The sequence below is a fragment of the Ohessyouella blattaphilus genome (assembly GCF_024721265.1).
GTDB lineage: Bacteria > Bacillota > Clostridia > Lachnospirales > Lachnospiraceae > Aequitasia > Aequitasia blattaphilus_A.
Window position 1 is genome coordinate 21,088 of record NZ_JAMXOC010000008.1, and the last position, 23,905, is coordinate 44,992.

Below are 23,905 nucleotides of genomic sequence, written 5' to 3' on the forward strand. Positions count from 1 at the left end.
AGATTAAGGAGATAATTTCATTAGAAAATTACATATGTAAAGATAAATAATAAGGTGTGTTATGTGCGCTATCAGAAAGAAAACTGATGGCGCTTTTTTTGTACCCATTTTTTATTGCCTCAGGGAAAGCAGATGTGGTGGAAATGGCCCGGGCATTGTTAGCGGATCACGAGCTGCCCCGAAAGATAATGGAAAACCGTTCCGGAGAAATCGTTAAATGTCTGCGGTGCTTTACCTGCATGGCCGAACGTGCCGTAACAGCAACCAGACGCTGCACCGTGAATCCGGTAATCGGACGTGAACTGGATGGTGTGGATATGATTCCGTCAGTTAACCGCAAAAAGGTGCTGATCGCCGGTGGCGGCCCTGGTGGTCGGGAGGCGGCACTGACCGCAGCAAGACGCGGCCATCAGGTGATTCTGTGTGAAAAAGATGGTGTATTGGACGGAATTCTGAAAGGGGAACAGGCGATACCATTTAAATACGAAATGTATGAACTGGGAGTAACCCTGGAAAGGCTGATCCGGGATGCAGGCGTCGAGATTTGCTTACATACGGAAGTGACAAAGGAATATGCGGATGCCGAAGCTGTGGATGCGCTGATTATTGCCGTTGGCTCCGAAGCTCTGGTACCGCCAATCCCGGGGCTTGATGGCGATAATGTGGTTATCGTAAATAATTATTATCTGGAAAAGCAAAAGCTTACGGATGAAGTAGTGGTTCTGGGCGGCGGTCTGGCCGGCTGTGAGGCAGCAATTCACCTGGGGCAGGAGGGAAAGACCGTTCATCTTGTGGAAATGCGTGAGGAATTGGCACCGGATGCCAATATCCGTCATCGTCCGCTGCTCCTGGCTGAAATCGATAAATATGTAACTGTGCATACCGGATACCGCGGTTTACAAGTAAATAAAAACGGGGTTCTTTGTCAAAATCAGGCAGGAGCAGAACAGCTGATACCCGGAACAAGTATAATCTGTGCGCTGGGACAGCGGCCGCGAAAGAAAACGGCGGAATCATTGCTTGACTGTGCTCCGTATACGGCTGTGATTGGTGACTGCGTGAAAGCATCAACGATTACAAGTGCAATATATCAGGGTTATCATGCGGCTTTGGATATATAATGTCTCACTTGCCTGGGGTGATAAAGTTACGATAATCACTCCAGCGCATATCTCCGATACATAGCGGGTGTCACGTATTCCAGCTTTTTAAAAACCTTAATAAAATAACCGGGGTCATTAAACCCGAGTTGGTCGCTGATCTGAGTGATCGGCAAATCGGTTTCTGTCAGTAACTTCTTTGCCCAATCTATTTTCAGGCGATTCATATAGCTCGAATAATTAACACCAAATTCTCTCGTAAAACACCTGCTGAAATAGCCAGGGCTTAAATTACAGAGCTGTGAACACTTTTCCAATGAAATCATGAGATGAGTATTGCTGTAGATGTATTCAAGCGCAGGAAGCAGCTTTACATTCTTTGGCTTTTCAAAAGAAGCATCGGATACTTTTGCATTAACCGATATGCCATCAGGTGGCTGTGTCTGCAAAGCTGATTGATGCTCCTGCATATCAGCCAGTATATTTCTGGCAGTGGCTTCTTCGACGATATAGTTGCATAATTTAAACAGCATTTCTGACATTTGCAGAATATCTTCATAATTCAACACGGGGATCTGTTCATAAAGACGACGCAATTCTGCCGATTCCGCAAGGGATTCCATACTGGCTGTAGAATGAAGTATCCGTTCAAGCTCTGTCTGTGAGTCGGCAAAAACGGGTCGAACCTGACCGGCCATTACAGCCCCGATATACTTATCGTCGATAGTTATCGGAATTGCAATGTCAATGATGTTGTAATGGCATAGATAGATATAGGGTTCGTTGATTCGTGTGGCTTCCAGTCCTGCCCGCGAATCACATTTGTGGCAGCGTTTTTCAATCTCTTCATCGGCGCGGATTTTCTGACAGAAGGGTGTGCACTTGCTATGTGTGGTTATCGGGGCTCCTTTGTAGTTAACAGTGATAATGGCAAGCTTTGTCACTTCGGCGAGAGAATCCTGCAAATCCTGCCATTTTTCAAGATTCAGTATTTGGTCTAAATTAAAAAATGCCATAGTATACTCCTTCCCTTAACTGTGAAAATAACAAATAATTACCATTATACCATAAAAACGCATAAAAATACCATGGAAAAGCATTAAAAGTGAACAACGGATTCACTTGTAAAACATGTTTTATTGTGTAAAATTAATATATCAAATAAAACTTTAGCCTTAAATGTAAAAAAAGGACGAAAGAGCTGAGTGATTCAAAAGGAGGAGCAAAATGAGCTATTGGAGGTGAGTGAAATATGTTAGTTGAAAAGGAGCGAAAAGCAATCAGACAGACAATAGCAGAGGTCGGGATGCTGGACGACAACTGTGAAATCCAAAAAATCGATGCCGGTATGACGAATCATCTGTATACCTTTTATTTTGAAGGCTTACGGTATCTCATCCGCATTCCGGGAGCAGGGACGGAATATCTGGTGAATCGGAAACAGGAAGCAAATGTGTATGAACAGCTTTGCGGCAGGGGGATTGCGGATGAATTGATTTACATCAATCCTGGTTCCGGTATCAAGATTACGAAATTTCTGGACAATTCCCACATATGCGATATTAAAAATCCGGAGGAAACCAAAGCTTGTATGCTCCATCTACGGCAGTTCCATGAATTAAAGCTGAAAGTGGATCATGACTTTGATGTTTTTAAGAAAATCGGAGAGTACGAGAAGCAATGTCATGAGCCAATGCAGAACCTGAACGATTACGAAAATATACGATCTAAGATTTTGGAATTAGAAAGTATGATTGAACAGATGGAAAAAGAATACTGCCTGTGCCATATTGACGCAATATCCGATAATTTTCTAATCAAAGAAAAAGAGGTGTATCTGGTTGACTGGGAATATGCTGCAATGTGTGATCCTGATATCGACATCGCTATGTTTTGCATATATGCAGAATACGATAAAGCCAATACCGACAGGATTATCGATGAATACCACGAAACCAAATGCTCAGAAGTGATCCGAAAGAAGATATATGCCTATATGGCGGCCGGCGCATTTTTATGGGTACTCTGGTCGGAGGTCAAAAGGCTATCGGGCGCAGATCACGAAGGATATAAACAACGTCAATACCGCATAGCAAAAGAGTTTTATGAGTACGCAGCAAATTAGGGAAAGCAAGGGATGCGCTATGGAAAATAAAATAAAGAAAACAAAAGAGTTGGATATTTTGCTCATGGTAGTGCCGCTGGTCATTGTGGTTGGCTTGTGTGTGCTGTTCTTCCTCTATCCGGAGCAGTCAACCCGGATTACCGATGTTATCAGAGGCCTGCTTGGAGAAAAGATGGGATGGTTTTACATGCTCCTGGGACTTGCCGTCTTTTTAAGCACACTTTTTATTGCCTTTTCAAAGTTCGGCAGGATCAGACTGGGTAAGAACGACCGTCCGCTTTATACGAATTTCCAATGGGGGACGATGATTTTCACATCAACGATGGCCGCGGATATTTTGTATTACTCATGCAGCGAATGGGCAATGTACGCAGATGAACCGCATTTGGAAAAACTTGGTGGGATGGAGTTGTGGAGTCCGACGTATTCACTGTTTCACTGGGGGCCGATACCGTGGGGATTTTATTTGATTCTGGCCGCTGCTTTTGGTTTCATGATTCATATCAGCGGCAGGACAAAACAGAAGTTTTCTGAAAGTCTGCGCCCGCTGCTTGGTAATAAGGTGGATGGACCACTTGGAAAGCTGGTTGATTTATGTGCGATTTTTGCTCTGCTGGCAGGTACGGCGACGACGTTTTCGGTGGCAACGCCGCTGCTGACGGAAGGTATATGTGATGTATTTCATCTGAACCCTTCTGCGGCCATTCATGTTATCATCCTGATTGTTATCGCAGTGATCTATACGGCGGCTGTACTGACTGGGTTTAAAGGCATTTTATTTGTAGCCAAGATGTGTACCTTTCTCTTTTTAGGTCTGGTATTCTGGGTACTGTTTCTGTCCGGCGATACCGTTTATATTGTTGAACGAGGGATTACGTCGATCGGAAATATGACACAGAACTTTTTATCTTTGGCCACGAATCTTGATCCATCGCGGGAGAGTGGATTTGTGCAGGACTGGACGATTTTCTATTGGGCGTATTGGTTGGTCTGGTGCATTGCTACACCATTTTTTATCGGCGTGATTAGCAAAGGCAGGACAATTAAAAATGTCATTCTGGGTGGTTACGCGGCAGGGCTTGCGGGGACATTTACCAGTTTTATCGTATTTGGGAATTTTGGCCTGGCAAAGCAGGTGAAAGGAGCGGTCGATGTTGTGGGGCAGTTGGCAGACGGGATTTCGGTCCCGCAGGCGGTATTGAATATATTTCATACACTACCGTTTGCAAAAGGAGCCATCCTGCTGTTGGTCATTACGATGATTGCCTTTTATGCGACAACATTTGATACATTAACGATGGTAATTTCCATGTATTCTTATCGGGATTTAAAGGAGGGGAAGGAACCGGGGAAAAGGGTGCGGGCTTTTTGGGCGGTATTGTTTATCGTTTTGCCAATTGGATTGTTACAGGCACAGAGCTCAATGTACAGTCTGCAGTCGGTTGCGATTATAGCCGCATTTCCCATTGGTGTGATTGTCATTCTGATCGTGTTCAGCTTTTTTAAAGAAGCATCAAGGTATATTACCAAAAATAAAGATGAGAATGTGAACACGAACAAGTCGATACTATAAATTAATGCACATGTAGGAGGGTATTTTATGGATGCAAAAAAGCAAAGTAATGCAAGAAAATTGTTAACAATCGTTATTGTCGCAATCGCCGGAGGACTGATTACCAAGCTGCCATATCTGCGGGAGACATATATGGAGCCTTTACAGCAGGCAACCGGAGCGACGAAAACACAATTGGGTATGATTATGTCGGCATACGGTATCGTAAACTTTATCTGTTATTTCCCAGGTGGTGTATTGGCGGATAAATTCAGTTCCAAAAAACTGATCGTTATTTCTTGTATCGGAACGGCACTGACCGGTTTTTGGTACTGGACGATGCCGGGATTTATTGGTTTGGTAGTGATTCATGCGATTTTTGCAGTGACTACGGTATTTACGTTCTGGGCGGCAATGGTAAAATCAGTGAACCGGCTGGGCGGACCGGAAGAGCAGGGACGTCTGTTTGGCGGCCTGGAAGGCGGAAGAGGCCTTATTGGTACCGTGGCGGCATTTGGCTCGGTCGCAGTATTTGGAATGGCGGCAGATGATATTGGCGGTATGAAAAATGCGATCTTATATTATAGTATTTTATTAGTTATAGCCGGAATCCTGGCAGCGATATTTATGGAAAATGATACCCCGGCCAAGGTTGAGAAAAAAGAGAAGAATCCGCTGAACATGAAGGACTTTATGACTGTGGCAAAGATGCCGCGGGTATGGCTGTGCGGAGCACTTGGTGTCTGTAACTACTCTGCGCTGATCTTCCATGGATATGTGACAGCGTATTTATCCGAGGCGTTTGGGTTGAGTGCAACGGTAGTAGCAAATTTAAGTGTAATTCGTACGTATTTTATGATGATGGTTGGTGCTTTTATTGCCGGACTGATTTCTGACAAAATTGGCAGCCGGATAAAGTTCATTAAGTATGCATTTATCGGCATGGTTGTATTTGCTACGGCATATATCGCAATCCCGACTGGTAAAGGAGCGGTTCCAATTATTGTGGCAAATTTTGTCTGCTTTGGAATGTGTCTTTACAGTATAAAGGCGCTGTATTTTTCAACAATTGATGAAGTGCTCGTACCAAAAAAGCTGGCGGGTACCGCCTCCGGCATCATTTCACTCGTAACCTATGCACCGGAAGTTTTCTTATATACAGTTTCCGGTAAGATGGTTGATAAATATATCGGAACGGCAACACCACTGCAGGGATATATCAATTGTTTTATCGCAATGGCAATCTTATCGGCAATCGGTTTTGTCTGTGGATTTATCCTGATCAGACTTAACCGCAAAGCGATTGCAAAAGCACAGGCAGCGGGAACATTAGAAGCATAGATTACATCATGATAAAAAAGGAGGTAAATGATGCCAGCTACAAAATTATTAAGCTCATGTGAGACGGACTATAATAATGATCTGCACAGCTGGATCGAAATTGAGCAGCAGATCAGAAATCTGGCTGAGGCGGGATTTACCCACACGCAATGGATGCAGAACTGGGAAGGCGAATATATGTACAGCCGCAGTGAAATGTTCCAGGCACGGGATGTGCTTCGTCATTATGGTATCTGTGCGCACAGCATTCATGCGACTGAGGGAGGTATACGAACAAGCCGGATCAATGGAAAAAAAATATTTCAAAATCGTTATCGTTTCACGGATATTAGAAAGGATTATACATCAACAAATGAGTATCTGCGTCTTGCCGGAGTTGATCTGTTAAAAAACCGCATTGATCTGTGTACGTATATCGGTGCTTCGGTTATGGTGCTTCACATGCAGCTGCCATATATGATGTTTGAAGAAGAGCCGGAGGAAAAGACAGTATATTACCGGCAGGTGATGAAGTCGTTTGATGAGATAAAGGAATATGCGAAAGCATCGGGTGTCAGAATTGCGCTTGAAAATATGATCTGCACACCGCAAAAGTATCAGGATGAGCAATTTGATCTGATGTTTGACCGTTATGACCGTGATTTTCTGGGATTTGCTTACGATTCCGGTCACGGCAGCCTGATGTGCCGTGAGGATTATTATCATTTCCTCAAAAAATACAATGACAGACTTTATGCCACTCATCTCCAGGACAATGCTTCGATACCAGATGAGCTGCTGTATCAGGAGGACGGTGATAAGGCCGATCTGGAAGTGCTGCTCCATGACAGCCATTGGGTTCCGGATGTCGATGGAACGTTAAAAAGAGGCCTGCTCGACTGGGATCTTATTGCTGAATTAGTGGCGACGGCACCGCTTGATCTGCCGGCAGACTTTGAGGTCGTTCTGACCATAAACGAAGATGATCCGGAGGATGAGATGAAACAACTCATTCATTGCCGAAAACAGGCGGAATTATTTTATCAGAAAGTATTAAATAAAAAATAAAATAACGGAGGAATCTAAACATGAGAAAAGCATTTATCTGTCCATCTAAATATGTGCAGGGGGAAGACGAACTGTTAAATCTGGGGTATTTTGTTAAAACATATGGTGAGGCGGCGTTACTGATTGCCCACCCCGATGATGTTACCCGGGTCAAGGATAAACTGGAAGCAACCAGTAAAAAATTCGGGATTAAGCTTATTGAGAGCGGTTTTAACGGTGAGTGTTCCCGGGAAGAAGTGGCGAGACTGCAGCAAACGGCGAAGGAGCAGCAGTGTGCCTGCACAATTGGCCTTGGTGGTGGAAAAGCGATTGACACGGCAAAATGTGTTGCGGAGGGTGATGCACTCATCATTGTGCCAACGATCGCGGCTACAGACGCCCCAACGAGTCATTCCGCAGTATTGTATACTCCAGATGGAGCGTTTGATGACTATGCCTATTTTAAGCAGAGTCCCAGTGTTGTGATGATTGATACTACGGTTATCGCAAAAGCCCCGACCAGATTTCTGGTATCGGGTATGGGTGATGCGTTATCCACTTATTTTGAAGCCCGAGCCACAGCGGCGTCTTATACAAAAGTAAATGCAGGGCTGCCTTGCGGTGTACGCGAAGGAGTATGCGGGGAAGCAAGAGGAACCAAGGCGGCATTGGTAATGGCAGAGCTGTGTTACCAGACCTTATTGGAGGATGGTCTAAAAGCAAAAGAAGCCAGTGACTGTAATGTTGTCACTCCGGCACTTGAAAATATAATTGAAACGAATATTCTGTTGTCCGGTCTGGGATTTGAGAGCGCCGGCCTTGCGGGGGCACATGCGATTCATGATGGGCTCACGATATTAGAAGGTGCCCACGGCTATTTTCACGGAGAGAAAGTTGCGTTCGGCACGATCTGTCAGCTCGTACTGGAGAATGCGCCAACAGAAGAACTGGAAGAAGTCCTGCAGTTTTGTACAGAACTGGGACTCCCGGTCTGCCTTAAGGATATCGGAGTCAACGAAATTTCAGAAGAGCAGCTTCTTGCAGTAGCAGAAAAGGCATGTATACCGGAGGAATCCATTCATGCAATGCCCTTCCCGATTACGGTGGAAGCGGTGGCGGCAGCGATCCATACTGCCGACAAGATCGGGAAAGCATATAAGAACAGAGTCTAAGTAAACACATCGTGCAGAATAAAAGAAATGGGGGAAAGCAGTGAAAAAAATAATCAATAAACCGGAGACGGTAGTGTTTGAAATGTGTAAAGGAATGGCAGCGGCACATCCGGGAATTAAATTAGATGAAAAACATAAAATTTTAAGTAAAAAGGATATTAACCCAAAAAAGGTTTCATTGATTTCCGGAGGCGGCAGCGGTCATGAACCGGCTCATGCGGGATTTATCGGAACAGGAATGCTGGATGCAGCTGTCTGTGGCGACGTGTTTGCCTCACCCTCGCAGATTCAGGTATATCAGGCGATTAAAGAGAACGCATCGGAAAGCGGTACCCTGCTGATCATCAAAAATTACAGCGGCGATATGATGAACTTTAAAAATGCGGCTGTTCTGGCGGCGGAAGATGGTATTACCGTGGATTATGTAAAGGTGGATGATGACATTGCAGTAGAAGACAGTCTGTATACGGTAGGACACAGGGGCGTTGCCGGTACCATACTGGTACATAAGATAGCGGGTGCGGCGGCAGAGCAGGGGTTAAGCCTTGCGGAAGTAAAAGCACTTGCAAATAAGACAATAGCAAATGTAAAAAGTATCGGATTTGCTTTTTCGTCCTGCACCGTACCGGCCAAAGGTGCTCCAACATTTGAAATAGGAGAACAGGAAATGGAATACGGTGTCGGCATCCATGGAGAACCGGGGATCAGCAGAGATGCAGCGGCAACTGCCGATGAGCTAGCCGAGAAAATGGTTGGTTCGCTTTTAAAGGAGCTTCACATCAAGCCGGGGCAGGATACTGAAACAGCATTGTTGGTGAATGGTTTTGGCGGCACCCCACTCCAGGAATTGTATTTGCTTAACAATGCCGTCTTGAAAGTGCTTCATAAAGCAGGTGTAAGAGCCACCCGGATTTATGTCGGAAATTACATGACGAGTATTGATATGCAGGGAGCTTCGTTATCGATCCTGAAATTGGATGAGGAGCTGAAAAAGTATCTGAGCATGTATTCCGATGCTCCGGCATTTAAGATTCAGGGAACGGAAGAAGACTGTGTATATCAGCCGGCAGAGGATTCCGGTGAGGCAGCGGAGATAAGCTACGAGGTACAGACCGATGCCGGCTATGCGAAAATAGAAGGTAATAAAATAACGCTGAACAATATCATTTATCTTGTCGATAAGATGAGTGAAGTCATTATCAGAAATGAGGTTCCATTTTGTGAGTTGGATTCTTTTGCCGGGGATGGTGATTTCGGGATGAGTGTGGCAAAAGGATTCCGTAAGCTGAAAGAAGAATGGAAAGAAATTGTCCGCGAGGACGTGTTTACCATCGGTATATTCCTCCAGGAATGCGCAATGATTATCATGGAACATTGCGGTGGTGCCAGCGGGCCGATTTGGGGTTCTGCTTTCCGGAGTGCCGGTAAATCGGTCGGTGCACAGACGGAAATAGATGCAGCACAGTTTGCCGAAATGATGCAGGCAGCTGTAAAAGGCATTCAGGACACTGGGAAACGTTCCTTTGGCCGCGGTGCGGTGGTTGGAGATAAGACATTGATCGATGCGCTTGTACCTTGCGCGGATACGTGGAGTGAAGAGGCAGCGAAAGGCAGTGCCATTATTGATATATTTGCAAAAGCGGCAAAAGCGGCTGCGGACGGTGCAAAAAAGACAGAAGCGATTGTTGCCCGGATGGGGCGAGCCGGAACGGTAGGCGAGCGGAGTATCGGGCATCCGGATGCTGGAGCACATGCGTTAGGAGTTATATTTATGGAGTTAAGTGAGAGTTTAGAAAGAGTGTAGATGAGAAATTGTAAGATCGTAATTTGATATATATATTGGGGCTGTGGCACTAAAATATTAGTGTGATGGCCTCATTCTAATAAAAAAAGTAGTCGCCGGACTTTTCCAAATCCGACGATTGGTGCAAAATACTTGAAAGCACACTGGCATTAGAGCATTCGGTGATTATGTTGATTTCGATGCGAGATAAAGTGTACGAGTTTATAAAATATAAGGAAGAACTGAATAGTCAAGCATCAAATACGTTCCTAGCACCTTTGTGATGAGCAAAAGCCATAAGAATGGTGCGCCATGATCGCATTTGTATTATTGATTAAATGCGTAAGCGACGAACACCACTTCTAGTACCAGGTAGCACCTGTGTATCGGCGATGACAAGTGGTGGGGATAATGATACTTCCGTTTCGTCATAGCCCGAGCGTTAAGAGCGTCCCCGGCAATGAAAGCGGCTACCAGAGATCCTGGTGGGATGAAGATTTAATTCTTCTCATGGTGTGGAATTAGCGTTCTACCGTTTGATTGCTTCCTTAATTTACCAGGGTGTTGAGAACAAATAGGTAGAGATAAATTAAATGTATGAAAGGGCATTCTCCGTCAGAGAGAGTGCACGATCAGGCGTGGGGGCAACCCTGCGCCTGCTATTTTTATACCGGGAGTGTGCGACGGTGTGAAGAAGTGACGCTCATTATTCTCTCTACACTTCGCGGCCGGAGGCCGCCGCCTGTCCCCGAAGGGGCAGGCAAGCAGACGCGAAGCGGCTTAAGAAAAGATGGTGCCCGGCATCAACTTTTCAACGGGTTTGGGCGTCGCCCAACAAGCAGGCCGGAGCCCCCTTCCGCAGGAAGGGCGCGGATGGCGGGTATGTGCGTGCGCACAGACCCATTGCTTGCCAAACTCAAGTGGCGTTTCCGCCACCATCCAGCAGATGATGTTAAAACTAGCAGGGAGACCTGCTGATTTTGCTATCTAGCCGCAGATGTCTTTTGATTATGCTATAATTCAGACAGACGGCCATTCCTTAGATATGCGCATATATTTAGTGAGAAAAGAATACTCCTCGTAGAAGCGTTTCCCGCAGGTGCAAACGTATCGTCTTTTGCGTAATATTAGAATAACTTCTTTATGGTTAATCGGAAAATGCTTTATTTTCTGTGTGCGATAATCATGAATCTTTGAAGTTGAGAGGCCACAACAAGGACAGACGTGTTCTTTTGGCTTTGTTTCAAGATAAACATTGATTACTGAGTCCGATTGTTCGAGTTTTTTTACGGTTACCTCTTTTAAATTTAATAACTTACTGATAGAATTAGAATGCACTTATACCAAAGCTCCTTTCTTGTTTGTCTAGTCAACAACATTTTAGCAGTTTTGTGTTATAAGTGCATTTTTTATAAAGAAAATGCTGGAGCAGATGATTTTATAAATCATCCACCCCAACATTTAGTATAGAGCCAATATTTATAAATGGATAGTGCATAACCGGAAAAAAGAGGGTGCCCCAAAGTTGCCCCAGATGGGTTTTGCAGAATGTGTAGACAACAGAAAACCCCGTAAACACAAGGGTTCACAGGGTTACTGTTTATAGTTATCTAAAGGAATGAGAGTAAAGTGTACATCTTGCGATGCAACTTTATGAGGGGGGGAGATAGATAAATTACTTATCTATCTTGATTACTAGTATAGGACTTAATTAAGTCTAAAATATGTTTAAATTATAAAAGGTATCGAAAGTTTCTTAAGGAGAACTTAAGACGATTTTGTAATTGTACAATTTGCGGTAAAGGCGTTACAATATGGGTATTGAGAAAAATTAAATATAGGAGGTTTTCTAAATGATGGAAAAAGCAAAAGACGGGATGATGTTAGCTCTCGTCAAGGAAAAGCCAGAGGAGGGACTTTGGCTTAAGGAGGTACCGATTCCCTCAGTCGGGCCAAACGATGTGAAGATTAAGATTCACAAGACAGCAATCTGTGGTACGGACGTGCATATCTATCAGTGGAATCAATGGGCTAAGGATACGATTCCGATTGGCCTAACCGCCGGCCACGAGTACGTTGGGGAAGTGGTAGAGACCGGTGAGGCTGTACAAGGATTCAAAGTTGGGGACTTAGTTTCTGGAGAAGGGCATATCACTTGTGGGAAGTGTCGAAATTGCCTGGAAGGACATAAGGAAAACTGTCGGGATGCCAAAGGCGTCGGTGTCAATAGAAACGGTGCCTTTGCCGAATACCTAGTCATTCCACAGTCTAATGTGTGGCCTTGCACTTCCAGAATACCGGAGGAGCTTTACGCGATCTTTGACCCCTTTGGTAATGCTACTCACGCCACTCTTTACTATGATTTAATTGGTGAAGATGTGCTGATAACCGGTGCAGGTCCTATCGGTATTATGGCTGCCGCCATTGCTAAATTTGGTGGAGCTAGGCATATCGTGGTAACCGATATGAACGAGTATCGCTTGGATCTAGCGAGAAAGTTAGGAGCGACGCGTACCGTTAATCTTAAAGAAGAGAGCTTACGGGACGTTATGAATGAAATCGGCATGCGAGAAGGCTTTGATGTGGGTCTGGAGATGTCGGGAGCACCAGCGGGACTCTCCGATATGATTCGCAATATGAAAAACGGTGGCCACATCTCGCTATTAGGATTACAGCCTAAAGAAAGCAAGGTAGATCTAGAAAAAGTGATTTTTAGCGGTTTGGTACTGCGAGGAATTTATGGACGAAAAGTCTGGGATACCTGGTATAAGATGTCCACGATGATTCAAGCAGGTCTTGATATTTCGGGAATTATTACCCACCGATTTGACATCCAGGATTATGAAAAAGGCTTTGCGGCGATGATCTCTGGTAATTCAGGTAAGGTGATTCTAGATTGGACGAAAATTCACGAAGGAGGGAGATAAATGTTTTCCAAAGAAGAAGCCCTTTCTTTCTATAAGAAGGAAGTAGATGATATTAAGGAAGCAGGTTTATTTAAAGGCGAGGTGCCAATCGTTTCTCCGCAAGGAGCGAAGGTACTTCTTAGCGATGGCAGAAAAGTCTTAAATATGTGTGCGAATAACTATTTAGGTCTAGGAGATAACGAGCGTTTAATAAAGGCCGCGAAAGCTACGTACGATGAGCGCGGCTACGGGGTAGCGTCGGTTCGCTTTATCTGTGGAACCCAGGATATTCATAAAGAGCTAGAAAAAGAACTGTCGAAGTTTTTACAGACAGAAGACACGATTCTGTACTCTTCTTGCTTTGATGCTAATGGCGGTTTGTTTGAAACCCTTTTAGGCAAAGAAGATGCGGTGATTAGCGATGAGCTAAATCACGCTTCGATTATCGATGGCGTTCGCCTTTCAAAAGCCATGCGCTATCGTTATAAGAACAACGATATGGAAGATTTAGAGACGCAGCTAAAGGCAGCTGATGAAGCGGGAGCGAGAATTAAGTTGATTGCGACCGATGGTGTCTTCTCGATGGATGGTATTATCTGTAATCTACAAGGTGTGTGTGATTTGGCGGATAAGTACCATGCGCTGGTGATGGTGGATGATAGCCATGCAGTGGGCTTTATCGGGGCTCATGGTAGAGGCACGCCGGAATACTGCGGCGTTAGCGATAGAGTCGATATTATTACGGGAACTCTAGGAAAAGCCTTAGGTGGTGCCAGTGGCGGTTATACCAGCGGGCGTAAGGAGATTATCGATATTCTTAGACAGCGTTCAAGACCGTATCTCTTTTCTAACTCGGTGGCACCGGCCATTGTCGGAGCTAGCTTAGAATTACTGAAAATGCTCGGAGAAAGTACAGCACTTCGGGATCACCTTGAAGACTTAACGGCGTATTATCGCCAGCAGCTAGTTGACAATCACTTTGATATCGTTCCGGGAACTCACCCCTGTGTGCCGGTTATGCTTTACGATGAGAAGGTTACCGCAGAATTCGCCAAAAGAATGATGGAAAAGGATGTATACGTAGTAGCCTTTTCTTTCCCGGTGGTGCCAAGAGGAAAGGCGAGAATCAGAACTCAGGTAAGCGCTGCCCATACGAGAGAAGATATCGACTATATTGTTAAGTGTTTTAAGGAAGTAAGAGAAGAGATGGGATTATGATTATAAAAAATGTGAAGGTCTACGGAAGGGACCAAGTATTTCGCCAGGGCGAAGTAGTTATTCGGGAGGGTCTGTTTCAAAAGGAAGCCTTACCAGATGAAGAGTTGATTGACGGGAAGGGGTGCTATGCCATTCCTGGTCTAATCGACATGCATTTTCACGGCTGTATGGGCAGTGATGTGTGTGACAACGACTCGGAAGGCTTGCAAAAAATTGCTGATTATGAAGCCTCCGTTGGCGTTACCAGTATGTGCCCAGCTACGATGACGCTACCCTTAGCGGAACTTGGTGACGTGGTCTCGGGTATCGCTGATTTTAAAAGCGATAGCGGCGCCAAGTATGTAGGCATTAATATGGAAGGTCCTTTTATTAGCAAAGTCAAAAAGGGCGCTCAAGATGACAGTAATATTATTCCGGCGAACGTAGAAGTCTTTCGGGAGTTTCAAAAAAGAGCCAAAGGCCTAGTTAAGTTTATCGGGGTAGCGCCCGAGGTGGAAAGTGAAGTAGCGCTTGACTTTATTAAGGGAGTAAAGGATGAAGTTAGTGTTTCTCTGGCTCACACAAATGCAGATTATGAGGAGGCAGATAGAGCCTTTACGGCAGGAGCAAAGGCAGTGACTCATTTATTTAACGCCATGTCGCCTTTCGGTCACCGGGATCCGGGAGTTGTCGGAGCCGCCTTTGACCATCCTGAGGTCTTTGTGGAACTAATTTGTGACGGTATTCATCTCCATCCTAGTATGGTGCGAGTCGCCTTTCAGCTCTTTGGCACCAAGCGCATCTGTCTGATTAGCGATAGTATGCGGGCAACAGGTCTGGCAAACGGCACCTATACTCTTGGTGGTCAAGAGGTGAATGTTCATGACGGTAAAGCGACAATGGTGAAAGACGGCGCGATCGCCGGTTCCGTTCATAATCTGTTAGAGTGCTTAAGGTATACGGTGAACGAAGTGGGAATCCCCCTAGAAGAAGCACTGGCCTGTGCCACCATTAATCCCGCGAGAGCCCTTAAGCTAGAAGATCGATACGGAGGTATTGAAGCAGGTAAGGTGGGGAACCTAGTGTTACTAAATGAGAAGTTACAAGTTGAAAAAGTATTGATAAACGGCTAAAGCAAAAGCCCCGTGAACCGAAGTTCCCGGGGCTTTCACTTATAGTTATTTAAAGGAATGAGAGTAAAGTGTGCATCTTTTGATGCAACTTTATGAGGGGGGAGATAGATAATTTCTTATCTATCTTGATTACTATTATAGGGGCCAATTATGTCTAAAGTTTGATTGAACTATTAAACAAAAGTGAAATTCCTTAAAGAAAACTTAAAAATAGTAATTATTATTGTTACTAAAAACATCTAAAGATGCCATATTCAGACAATCTTAATAATTTACCAATCTTTCTCTTAAAAAGTGGATGATAATCTTGTATCATGTAAGGGAGGTGATGAATTATGGCAAATATATTAGTATGTGATGACGATAAAGAAATCGTTGAGGCAATTGGCATTTACTTAGAGCAAGAGGGCTATACTATCTACAAGGCGTATGATGGCATGGAGGCCTTAAAAGTATTGAGGGAAGAGACGATAAATCTTCTAATTATTGATGTGATGATGCCAAAGTTAGATGGAATACGGGCTACTCTTAAAATAAGAGAAGAGAACAATATGCCGATTATTATTTTATCTGCAAAATCTGAAGATGCGGATAAAATACTAGGTCTTAATGTAGGGGCCGATGATTACGTCACGAAACCCTTCAGCCCTCTAGAGTTAGTAGCAAGGGTGAAATCCCAGCTGCGGCGTTTTACGAAGCTCGGTTCAGAAATGAAGACAGAGGGAAGTGTAATCTATTCATCAGGTGGTCTGTCGATTAATGACGACTTGAAAGAGGTAAGTGTTGATGGCGAGTTGATTCGTCTAACACCAATAGAATACAATATTTTACTATTGCTAGTTAAGAATCAGGGGAGAGTGTTTTCTACGGACCAAATCTATGAAAGTATATGGAATGAAGATGCCATCGGTGTGGATAATACGGTAGCGGTGCATATTCGCCATATCAGGGAGAAGATTGAGATTAATCCCAAAGACCCTCGCTATTTAAAAGTAGTCTGGGGTTTGGGCTATAAGGTAGAAAAGCTCTAGAAGGGAGCATAAAATGAAGAAATGGTATAAAGCTGGTGTTACGAAAGCGAGTCTCGTAATCCTAGCGATTATTTGTGGAACGATGTTTATCACCAGCTTCGTGTGGTTTGGCTTAAACGCTCAGGATACAGATTCTCTTTTGCCGACAACGCGGGTGGCAAAATTCGAAGAATCCAGTCGCTTTAAAGAGCTTTTAAGCAGTGACTCGGGTACGATTGCTCAGGGCATAAAGGGGCGAGTGCTTCGAGAAAAGGAAGAGGCTGGCGAGCTCTTAGATTTAAAAAAGTATTCGGAGACAGGCGAGTTTTCTAAAAAGGACGAAAGTGGATTTTCTTACCGAATTGCCGATTTATTAGCTTGGGGATCAATGAATGGGTATACGATGACTCATTATAATGAGCTTATGTACGAAATGCAAAGCACGATTCCGGAGGGGCCATCTGTAATTGTGTGTCAGAAGGCGGATGATAGCTATCAGTATTTTACGGTAGCTGACTTTCATAATATTGTGAAGGAAGAGGATTACACATTTAGCTTTGGTCAGGATAACACGTATAATGAAGACCCGGAGGGGTATTATTCCTTTGATGACTTCGTCTATGCCAACGAAGGAGCTAGTGTCTACGGCAAAGATAATGCCCAGATTTATAAAAAAATCTGGATGTTTACCGGGGTAACATATGCCGAGGAGTATAAAACCATTAGTGGCAAATCAATATTAGAAATCGCTAATACAGAGCCTGAATGGAATGGCAAGCTCCAGGAAATGTACGAAATGCTAGGAAGCGCTCTTGACTCCTTTGGACAAGCGGGCAGTGGCCTTACGTATATGGAGGAGAACTTCCGCCAGGGCGATACGAATCTTACGTACGTCTATGCAAATAAAACCGATGGGATTATGCAGACAAATGATGAGAGCCTGAAGAACAATCCCGACAAGATTAAAGAAATCGGCAATGGGAGAAGTGCAAAGTACGTAATTGTCAAACCGCGACTTAAGGACTTTGATACCAATATAGAAAAGGCATCGGCCACGGAGTGGATGAGCTATGCAAAAGAACTTATGGGCGATGATTACAAGGATAAGGACTTTACGCTTGCCTTGGCTGTTGATGGGGATTACCCTGTCAAAGACAATTACTACGAGCAAAGCGAAGTCTATAAAAGCTTTTACCGTCAAGCTGGTGATTACACCATATTTTTCATCTTAGGTCTCGTGGGCACGCTGGTTAGTGTGTTATGGCTAACGGTAGTATCTGGTCGTCGTTCTAGGGATGAAGAATTGCATTTAAATATGTTTGACCGGTTAAAGACAGAACTAGCAGCCGTTTTAGTTATCGGGGCAGAAGCCTTTGTAGTAGCAGCCATCGGTTCTCAGTATGGCTTTTCCACGACGAGTTCTGGATATGCAGTGGCCAACCATTCGGTTTCTCTCGTATGGGTAATCATCTTCTTTGCCAGTATGTGTCTATTTTTAGCAGGGTACTTGTCCTTAGTTCGCCGGATTAAGGGACGAACCCTTTGGAAAAATAGTATTCTGAAATACTTGGTGAATTTAGTACAGATAGCCTTCCGTCATGTAAACATTCTTTGGCGTACGGTACTTCTCTTCGTGATTTTTGTTTTGATTCATTGGGTGACTTTAGGTGCAGGCACTTCGTCCATGCCAGTGGTGATGTTAGTAGCAGAAATCGCCGGCCTTGTATATTTGGTACGAACGACTCTCGGAAGAGCGGCGATTCATAAGGGCATTAAGCGGATTGCTGACGGGGATTTGAATTACAAGATTCCATACCAGTTTCTAAAAGGAGAGCAGCTAGAGATTGCGGAGAAAATCAATAATATTGGCGAAGGACTTGATAAGGCAGTAGAAGAAAGTCTTCGCAGTGAGCGGATGAAGACGGATTTGATTACGAATGTATCCCACGACATTAAGACACCGCTTACATCGATTATTAACTACATTGGTCTGTTAAAGCAGGAGAATTTTACTGATCCTAAGCTAGTGAAGTACTTAGATATATTAGAGGAAAAGGCCATGCGTCTAAAGACCTTGACTGAAGATGTAGTGGAGGCTTCAAAGGCCAGCTCAGGAAATGTTAATCTTGAGTATATGAACATTAATTTAGTGGAGCTAATCCAACAGACTAGTGGAGAATTCGCTGAGCGCTTAGAGTCACGTAAGCTAACGGAGATCCTTAGCCTTCCAGAGACCGAAGTGGTGGTGCGCTTAGATTCCAGACAGACCTGGCGGGTGCTTGAAAATATCTACAATAATGCGGTGAAATACTCCCAGCCAGGAACACGGGTATACTCTCACTTAGAAGTGAAAGACCAGCGAGCGTACTTTAGCCTTAAAAATATCTCGGAAGAGGAGCTTAATATTACCCCTGATGAGTTAACGGAGCGCTTTATAAGAGGGGATGCTTCCAGGAGTAAGGAGGGCAGTGGTCTAGGCTTATCCATTGCGAAGAGTCTAACTGAACTCCAAGGCGGTACCTTTACAATCAACCTCGATGGGGACCTCTTTAAAGTAACTATTAGTTTTCCAATCATCAAATAAGAACCAAAAAGGACAAGGTCGCGTTTTAGACCTTGTCCTTTTTAGACCTTTAGTTTAATTTCCGTTTAAGCATTTCGGGATTGGTCGCGTGGGTTAGCGCCGTCTCTGCGGTAATGCGACCTTCATTATAAAGCTTTAGAAGGCTTGAGTCCATGGACATCATATCCTCAGTGGTAGAGGAGTAGACAATGCCATCGATTTGGGGAATCTTGGTATCCCTAATCATGTTACGGATGGCTTGGTTTACGGTCATTAGTTCAAAGACCGGTGCCATTTTCCCGTCTACTGTAGGTACAAGCTGTTGGCAGATAACCGCCTGAAGAACCATGGAGAGTTGAACGGCGATTTGGGCCTGCTGGGAAGCGGGGAAAACATCGATAATTCTATCGATGGTATTGGCGCTTCCTAGTGTATGGAGAGTCGAGAAAATCAAGTGACCGGTTTCGGCAGCAGTCATGGCGACCTGAATGGTCTCGTAGTCTCGCATCTCTCCAAGAAGGACCACATCAGGGCTTTGTCTAAGCGCCGCGCGCAGGGCGGTGATATAGCTATTGGTATCGGCGTTAATCTCTCGCTGGCTGACGATACTTTTCTCGTGCCGGTGTAGGTATTCTAGAGGGTCTTCTAACGTAATAATATGCTTTTCTTCCGTTTTGTTAATCTGGTCGATTAAGCAGGCCAAGGTAGTTGATTTTCCACTGCCTGCCGGTCCGGTAATCAGCACAAGACCCTTTGAGAAGTCCGTACAGTTCATAATGTTGGCTGGAATTCCCAGTTCAGCCGCTGCCGGTAGGGAGAAGGCGATAGTACGAATAACCGCCGAAAGCGCTCCTCTTTGTTTATAAGCGCTAACCCGGAATCTTGAAAGCCCAGGAATCGCAAAAGAGAAGTCGTCATCACCCGTATGAAGGAGTTTCTCTAAGGAGCGATCCCCAGCTAAGGTATAGATTTGCTCTACCAAAGCTCGGGTGTCCGAAGCGGTAAGCTTCTCGGTACCGATGTGTTCTAATTTACCGGCCGCGCGAATGGTTGCCGGGAGACCCGCCACCACAAAGAGGTCGGAGCCTTCCATTTCGACGGCTTTATCAAATAGTTCGTTTGCATTTATCATTTTCGCTTTTCGCCTTTCTACATCAGCTTATAAGTGTCATCTTCCGTCCAGGTATTAGAAGGGACTTCCTTCCAGGACGTAATCGTATAATATCCATCTTCGTCATGACCCGTTTCGTTCATAGTCAGAGTGACTTCTAAGTGAAGTTTGTCGTTTATCTTTTCGGTAATCAGTAAGGTAACTGCGTCGCTATCTTCCTGGGTAGTAACGTTTCCTTCAAGAGTCTCTAAAGAGAGGGCGCTACCAGTAGCTAGCGACTTTTCGCAAGCCTCATCGATTTTCTTTAAGGTCTTGGTGACTTCGATTTCTGCTTGGTAGTAAGCTTTGCTTTTATTCGCGGCTTCCTTGCTCATATTAAAGTCGCTTAAGGAACCTGAAAGAGAAAGGATGGAAAAAATAACTAAGCAGAGCACCATAAAGATCATGACCAGAGAGATGGTTCCCATATTAGAGATGGGGGCATTTTTTTTATTCATCGTTTGAGCCCTCCCCTCGCTTTTTGATAATGGGCAACCTCAAGTTCATAGAGAGGTTCCTTCTGATCGTCGTGATAGACACTCAGTCGATACGTAGGGAGATCCTCGCTAGTGCCTTCCTCCACCAGAATTTCATAGGTATGCTGGCCCTTTTCGCAGGGTTCGAGCAAATCGTTATAGTAAAGTGGAGACGCTATCTTTTTACCTAAGCGTAGTTCTTCAGCTAAGCTGGTGGTTTCGCTAACGGCAAAATCATAGGCTTTGCTTTCATTACTGATTAGGTGCGACTTTACGAAGACCTGCAAGCAAATGGCGCAGGCCACGGTAAAGAAACAAATAGCAATGATAAATTCCATTAAAAAGGTACCGGAGCGGCCCCGAAGTTGTTTATTCATCGTGCTCACTCCTTTCTCCTAAGGTAACGTGGCAGCGTATTTGCCTAGCGTCAATGGTTTCGAAAGTGAAAAGACCATCTTCGCTTTCCGTCATGGATAGATAGTGGAGGGGCATAATCGTGGTACCGTCAGCGAGAGAAAAGTCTACACCGTCGCTGATAAATAGTTCCATGAGATTGCCATCGTGGAGATAAATGTAGGTATAGTAATCGCTAACCTCTCCTTCTTCTTTAAAGGTAAGGCAATCGGTGCCTTCGATTTCGGTAATCTGAATCTGGCCACCGCTATCGTTTTGCCGAAACTTGGTGGTCAGGTAGGAAAGCGCGGTACGGCTCTCGCCTTTGGCCTGAATTTCCGAAGTGTTTCGCCCGTAAAAATCAGCCGAGATTACCACTAAGATCACGGAGGAGACCACAAAGACGAAAAACAACACGATAGGGAAGATCATTTCGATCATATGCTTGCTCTGATTATTCTTCATCTGGCACCTCCCGGGGAATAATGGTAACGGAAGGCGCAATATTTTGGCCCCGTACCGAGTAGTGAACGATGTACCGGTCCGCGTCATAGCTAATTCCGTAGTGTTCTTTTAAATACTCTAGGCTTTCAGGGTAAGATCCCTCTAGGGCGTAACACTGAGCAACGCCTCTACTAAGGGCTTCTTCTAAGCGTACAGCTTCCTCGGCAGTGGTTCGCTTATCCAGCTTTTCCGTTAAGAACCAAAAGCCAAATAGGACCACCACGAAGATGGCTACGGAGATTATGATATTTTTAAAAGGTGATTCCGTTTTAGACGTTACAAAACGTGCTTTCATAGCATTCTCCAATTTCTAGATACTTGAGAGGATTCCCATCAGTGGCAACATGACCGAAAGTAGTATCAGTCCGACCACGATCGAAAGGATAATCACGAGCGTCGGCTCAAGGGTATTGATAATATTAATAAATTTCTGTTCAATTTCTTCGTTATATTTATCGGCAATCTGATCCATCACCTCGTCAAGGGAGCCTGTCCGAGAGCCGATGGAGGTCATTTTTGCGTACAGACCGGAGAAAATCCCGGTGCTTAGAAGTGCTTTCGAAAGGGGAACCCCTTCTTCTACCTCCGTCTTACACTCTTCTACCTTCTTTGAAAAAAGCGGATTATCCGTTAATTTAGCCGTCATCTCTAAGCATTCTTCGGGATTAAGGCCGCTGCTAAGGGTTAAATACATGCCACTAGCAAAGCGCCCAGCCGCTACTCGCTCCATGGTGTTTTTTAGAAAAGGCACGCGAGAAGCAAAGCGGGAGAACATTTGCCGTCCCCTGTTAGTTCCGGCAAAGAAGAGAATTAACCCCACCAGGATGACAACGATAACCACAAGCACCACTGCATAGCGGTTAATACCCTGTCCGAAAGCTAAAATCGCTTTGGAGAATCCGGTCATTTCACTGCCTAACTGCAGAAAGACTTGATTGAAAATAGGCATGACCTTAATAATCAGGACGAGGATTACGGCGACTAACATGGTAATCATAATCGCCGGATAGGTGACGGCATTTTTGATTGCTTGAGAAATAGAAGCTTCTCGGTCGTAGTGGGAAGATAAGGCTTCAAAGACCGTATCTAACTTTCCAGTCTGTTCACCGATTTCCACCATGTGTAGCATATAGTTAGGAAAGGCGTTGGCACTTGCTAGGGCCTCGTACATGCTCCCGGTCTTGGTAAAGTGCTCCTGAATAACTTTTAGGAGTGCTAGCTCGCCGCTACTGGCGCAGTCTTCTTGGAGGAGTTCAAGCCCCTCAGTAGAAGAGATGCCCGCTTGTAGAATCATACTCATTTGGGAGCAAAAGGCCGATACCTCTTGGTTTGATAAAGGCGCTATTTTCTGTGTATTCATGAAAGTTCCTCTCTTTCTCATTCTTCTTCGTCACTAATAGGTAAACTCGATGACGTAATTTCCGCCTTCGCCGATAAAATCTTTTAACGTCTCATTATCGCTGCTCGCAGCGAAGGTGGGATCCATCAAAGACCAGGTCTCGCCATCAAATTGGATGATGTTATCAATCCAGCCTTCGTCCTCTATGTAAGTGCTTATCCAGGCGTGATAGACTTCACCGGCATAACCCACCTCTAGGCGGGTAGGAATTCGCTGGGATCGCAGCATTGTGGTCATCAGCGAAGCGTAGTCAAAGCAAATGCCTTTTCCGGTACTTAAGGTCTCATCGGGATTTGGCCGGTAACCGAAGCTAACATTTTTCGCCTTTTCCCGGTCGTATTCCGTATTCTCTACTACAAAGTGGTAGATATCTTCCACGGTCTCGATATCCGAGTAGGAGTCTTTCGCCAGTTCGCTGCCCTTTTGCACCGCCGCCGAATCAGGAGTAAAATTTACGTATTGATTGGGGTATAAAAAGGGAAGAAATTCGTCTGCTAGGGTCACTTCGATATCTTGGGTAAAGGCCACTAGGTATTTATCGTTCTCGGTACTTTCCATTAGCCGCAATTTGTAGCTGCCATTGCCAGCTGGAAAGAGAAAGGTTTCAAAGCCGCCGGTATTTTCGATAACGTAGAGATATTCGGCACCATTCGGAGCAAACATCTGCAAACGAACTTTAGGGTTATTACCCATGTAGTTAACCATTACATAGCCTTGGTCCACATGAGAAGCATCATAAGTGACGGTCTCGTTGCCGTAGATTAGTGTGCCACTAGCTTCGGGAACATATACGTGAGGGGTATTATCACGAGGTGGACCCGTAGGTTTCTCCTCAGGTGAATTCCCGGTATCCGGATTATTGCCTCCTGCAGAAGAAGTGCCTCCGCCGTCGGCCTTATCGCTTCCGCAACCACTTAGGAGGCAGCATGAAGATAGCACAAGCATCAATATGAAAATGGATAGTTTCTTCATTAAAAGTCTCCCTTCGTTGCAATCGTAATTCCTTTCAATTATAATGTGTGAGACAGAGTATAGTCAAGCAACCAGAATGTGGTATATGAAAGATGTGTTAAAA

Annotated in this window: 21 protein-coding genes; 12 read left to right on the top strand and 9 right to left on the bottom strand. The window is 44.7% G+C overall.

Annotated features, from left to right (window positions below; translation table 11 throughout):
• Positions 1 to 86: 86 nt before the first annotated feature.
• Complete coding sequence (locus NHH16_RS06965) at positions 87 to 1,121, top strand: FAD-dependent oxidoreductase (protein ID WP_330643480.1); 1,035 nt, start codon at positions 87 to 89, stop codon at positions 1,119 to 1,121.
• Positions 1,122 to 1,156: 35 nt separating this feature from the next.
• Here the strand turns inward: NHH16_RS06965 and NHH16_RS06970 are convergent, their stop codons facing one another.
• A complete protein-coding gene (locus NHH16_RS06970) occupies positions 1,157 to 2,116 on the bottom strand; it encodes a PocR ligand-binding domain-containing protein (RefSeq protein WP_262068868.1) in 960 nt (319 codons plus the stop codon).
• Between the two features lie 236 nt (positions 2,117 to 2,352).
• Between NHH16_RS06970 and NHH16_RS06975 the strand changes: the two genes are divergently transcribed.
• Genes NHH16_RS06975 through dhaK form a run of 6 tightly spaced genes read left to right on the top strand, consistent with a single transcriptional unit; the run spans position 2,353 to position 10,120 of the window.
• Entirely contained in the window at positions 2,353 to 3,225 is an 873-nt protein-coding gene (locus NHH16_RS06975) for a choline/ethanolamine kinase family protein (protein ID WP_262068869.1), read from the top strand.
• Between the two features lie 19 nt (positions 3,226 to 3,244).
• Positions 3,245 to 4,798, top strand: a complete 1,554-nt coding sequence (locus tag NHH16_RS06980) for a BCCT family transporter (RefSeq protein ID WP_262068870.1) — start codon at positions 3,245 to 3,247, stop codon at positions 4,796 to 4,798.
• A 27-nt stretch (positions 4,799 to 4,825) separates the two neighbouring features.
• Complete coding sequence (locus tag NHH16_RS06985; protein ID WP_262068871.1) at positions 4,826 to 6,118, top strand: MFS transporter; 1,293 nt, start codon at positions 4,826 to 4,828, stop codon at positions 6,116 to 6,118.
• Positions 6,119 to 6,148: 30 nt separating this feature from the next.
• Positions 6,149 to 7,165 (top strand): sugar phosphate isomerase/epimerase family protein, encoded by a 1,017-nt coding sequence (locus NHH16_RS06990; protein ID WP_262068872.1) that lies wholly within the window; start codon positions 6,149 to 6,151, stop codon positions 7,163 to 7,165.
• Positions 7,166 to 7,185: 20 nt separating this feature from the next.
• Positions 7,186 to 8,316: a glycerol dehydrogenase gene (locus tag NHH16_RS06995; RefSeq protein WP_262068873.1), complete on the top strand. Its 1,131-nt coding sequence runs from the start codon at positions 7,186 to 7,188 to the stop codon at positions 8,314 to 8,316.
• A 40-nt stretch (positions 8,317 to 8,356) separates the two neighbouring features.
• A complete protein-coding gene (gene dhaK / locus NHH16_RS07000; protein ID WP_262068874.1) occupies positions 8,357 to 10,120 on the top strand; it encodes a dihydroxyacetone kinase subunit DhaK in 1,764 nt (587 codons plus the stop codon).
• Positions 10,121 to 11,119: 999 nt separating this feature from the next.
• Here dhaK and NHH16_RS15770 read toward each other — a convergent pair.
• Positions 11,120 to 11,437 carry a transposase family protein gene (locus tag NHH16_RS15770; protein WP_262068875.1) on the bottom strand — a complete coding sequence of 106 codons (318 nt, stop codon included), beginning with the start codon at positions 11,435 to 11,437 and terminating at the stop codon, positions 11,120 to 11,122.
• 515 nt (positions 11,438 to 11,952) lie between these two features.
• Here NHH16_RS15770 and tdh point away from each other — a divergent pair.
• The 5 genes from tdh (at position 11,953) to NHH16_RS07030 (ending at position 18,929) form a co-directional block, all read left to right on the top strand.
• Entirely contained in the window at positions 11,953 to 13,026 is a 1,074-nt protein-coding gene (tdh, locus tag NHH16_RS07010) for an L-threonine 3-dehydrogenase (protein ID WP_262068876.1), read from the top strand.
• Positions 13,027 to 14,223: a glycine C-acetyltransferase gene (locus NHH16_RS07015; RefSeq protein WP_262068877.1), complete on the top strand. Its 1,197-nt coding sequence runs from the start codon at positions 13,027 to 13,029 to the stop codon at positions 14,221 to 14,223.
• Entirely contained in the window at positions 14,220 to 15,335 is a 1,116-nt protein-coding gene (gene nagA, locus NHH16_RS07020; protein ID WP_262068878.1) for an N-acetylglucosamine-6-phosphate deacetylase, read from the top strand. Before NHH16_RS07015 ends, nagA begins: the two co-directional genes overlap by 4 nt.
• 335 nt (positions 15,336 to 15,670) lie before the next feature.
• Entirely contained in the window at positions 15,671 to 16,366 is a 696-nt protein-coding gene (locus tag NHH16_RS07025) for a response regulator transcription factor (RefSeq protein ID WP_262068879.1), read from the top strand.
• Positions 16,367 to 16,379: 13 nt separating this feature from the next.
• Positions 16,380 to 18,929, top strand: a complete 2,550-nt coding sequence (locus NHH16_RS07030) for a sensor histidine kinase (RefSeq protein WP_262068880.1) — start codon at positions 16,380 to 16,382, stop codon at positions 18,927 to 18,929.
• 49 nt (positions 18,930 to 18,978) lie between these two features.
• Here NHH16_RS07030 and NHH16_RS07035 read toward each other — a convergent pair whose 3' ends face one another.
• The 7 genes from NHH16_RS07035 to NHH16_RS07065 are packed head-to-tail and all read right to left on the bottom strand — an operon-like array spanning position 18,979 to position 23,802.
• A complete protein-coding gene (locus NHH16_RS07035) occupies positions 18,979 to 20,037 on the bottom strand; it encodes a type IV pilus twitching motility protein PilT (protein ID WP_416389388.1) in 1,059 nt (352 codons plus the stop codon).
• A 20-nt stretch (positions 20,038 to 20,057) separates the two neighbouring features.
• Positions 20,058 to 20,516: a hypothetical protein gene (locus tag NHH16_RS07040; protein ID WP_262068882.1), complete on the bottom strand. Its 459-nt coding sequence runs from the start codon at positions 20,514 to 20,516 to the stop codon at positions 20,058 to 20,060.
• The gene (locus NHH16_RS07045; protein WP_262068883.1) at positions 20,513 to 20,911 is read right to left on the bottom strand and encodes a hypothetical protein; all 399 of its coding nucleotides are present in this window, start codon (positions 20,909 to 20,911) and stop codon (positions 20,513 to 20,515) included. The genes NHH16_RS07040 and NHH16_RS07045 overlap by 4 nt, the downstream gene beginning before the upstream one ends.
• Positions 20,904 to 21,392 carry a DUF4860 domain-containing protein gene (locus tag NHH16_RS07050; RefSeq protein ID WP_262068884.1) on the bottom strand — a complete coding sequence of 163 codons (489 nt, stop codon included), beginning with the start codon at positions 21,390 to 21,392 and terminating at the stop codon, positions 20,904 to 20,906. The genes NHH16_RS07045 and NHH16_RS07050 overlap by 8 nt, the downstream gene beginning before the upstream one ends.
• Positions 21,382 to 21,726, bottom strand: a complete 345-nt coding sequence (locus NHH16_RS07055; RefSeq protein WP_262068885.1) for a hypothetical protein — start codon at positions 21,724 to 21,726, stop codon at positions 21,382 to 21,384. The genes NHH16_RS07050 and NHH16_RS07055 overlap by 11 nt, the downstream gene beginning before the upstream one ends.
• Before the next feature lie 15 nt (positions 21,727 to 21,741).
• Positions 21,742 to 22,791, bottom strand: a complete 1,050-nt coding sequence (locus tag NHH16_RS07060; protein WP_262068886.1) for a type II secretion system F family protein — start codon at positions 22,789 to 22,791, stop codon at positions 21,742 to 21,744.
• Positions 22,792 to 22,824: 33 nt separating this feature from the next.
• Positions 22,825 to 23,802, bottom strand: a complete 978-nt coding sequence (locus NHH16_RS07065; protein ID WP_262068887.1) for a transglutaminase-like domain-containing protein — start codon at positions 23,800 to 23,802, stop codon at positions 22,825 to 22,827.
• Positions 23,803 to 23,905 lie beyond the last annotated feature (103 nt).

Excerpts from the sequence above, each read along its gene's own strand:
- NHH16_RS06970 (WP_262068868.1), bottom strand. The coding sequence starts at position 2,116 with ATGGCATTTTTTAATTTAGACCAAATACTGAATCTTGAAAAATGGCAG.
- NHH16_RS06995 (WP_262068873.1), top strand. The coding sequence starts at position 7,186 with ATGAGAAAAGCATTTATCTGTCCATCTAAATATGTGCAGGGGGAAGAC.
- NHH16_RS07025 (WP_262068879.1), top strand. The coding sequence starts at position 15,671 with ATGGCAAATATATTAGTATGTGATGACGATAAAGAAATCGTTGAGGCA.
- NHH16_RS07055 (WP_262068885.1), bottom strand. The coding sequence starts at position 21,726 with ATGAAAGCACGTTTTGTAACGTCTAAAACGGAATCACCTTTTAAAAAT.
- NHH16_RS06975 (WP_262068869.1), top strand. The coding sequence starts at position 2,353 with ATGTTAGTTGAAAAGGAGCGAAAAGCAATCAGACAGACAATAGCAGAG.
- NHH16_RS06965 (WP_330643480.1), top strand. The coding sequence starts at position 87 with ATGGCGCTTTTTTTGTACCCATTTTTTATTGCCTCAGGGAAAGCAGAT.
- NHH16_RS07050 (WP_262068884.1), bottom strand. The coding sequence starts at position 21,392 with ATGAAGAATAATCAGAGCAAGCATATGATCGAAATGATCTTCCCTATC.
- NHH16_RS07030 (WP_262068880.1), top strand. The coding sequence starts at position 16,380 with ATGAAGAAATGGTATAAAGCTGGTGTTACGAAAGCGAGTCTCGTAATC.
- NHH16_RS07060 (WP_262068886.1), bottom strand. The coding sequence starts at position 22,791 with ATGAATACACAGAAAATAGCGCCTTTATCAAACCAAGAGGTATCGGCC.
- tdh (WP_262068876.1), top strand. The coding sequence starts at position 11,953 with ATGATGGAAAAAGCAAAAGACGGGATGATGTTAGCTCTCGTCAAGGAA.
- NHH16_RS07040 (WP_262068882.1), bottom strand. The coding sequence starts at position 20,516 with ATGAATAAAAAAAATGCCCCCATCTCTAATATGGGAACCATCTCTCTG.
- NHH16_RS06985 (WP_262068871.1), top strand. The coding sequence starts at position 4,826 with ATGGATGCAAAAAAGCAAAGTAATGCAAGAAAATTGTTAACAATCGTT.
- nagA (WP_262068878.1), top strand. The coding sequence starts at position 14,220 with ATGATTATAAAAAATGTGAAGGTCTACGGAAGGGACCAAGTATTTCGC.
- NHH16_RS06980 (WP_262068870.1), top strand. The coding sequence starts at position 3,245 with ATGGAAAATAAAATAAAGAAAACAAAAGAGTTGGATATTTTGCTCATG.
- NHH16_RS06990 (WP_262068872.1), top strand. The coding sequence starts at position 6,149 with ATGCCAGCTACAAAATTATTAAGCTCATGTGAGACGGACTATAATAAT.
- NHH16_RS07015 (WP_262068877.1), top strand. The coding sequence starts at position 13,027 with ATGTTTTCCAAAGAAGAAGCCCTTTCTTTCTATAAGAAGGAAGTAGAT.
- NHH16_RS07045 (WP_262068883.1), bottom strand. The coding sequence starts at position 20,911 with ATGAATAAACAACTTCGGGGCCGCTCCGGTACCTTTTTAATGGAATTT.
- NHH16_RS07065 (WP_262068887.1), bottom strand. The coding sequence starts at position 23,802 with ATGAAGAAACTATCCATTTTCATATTGATGCTTGTGCTATCTTCATGC.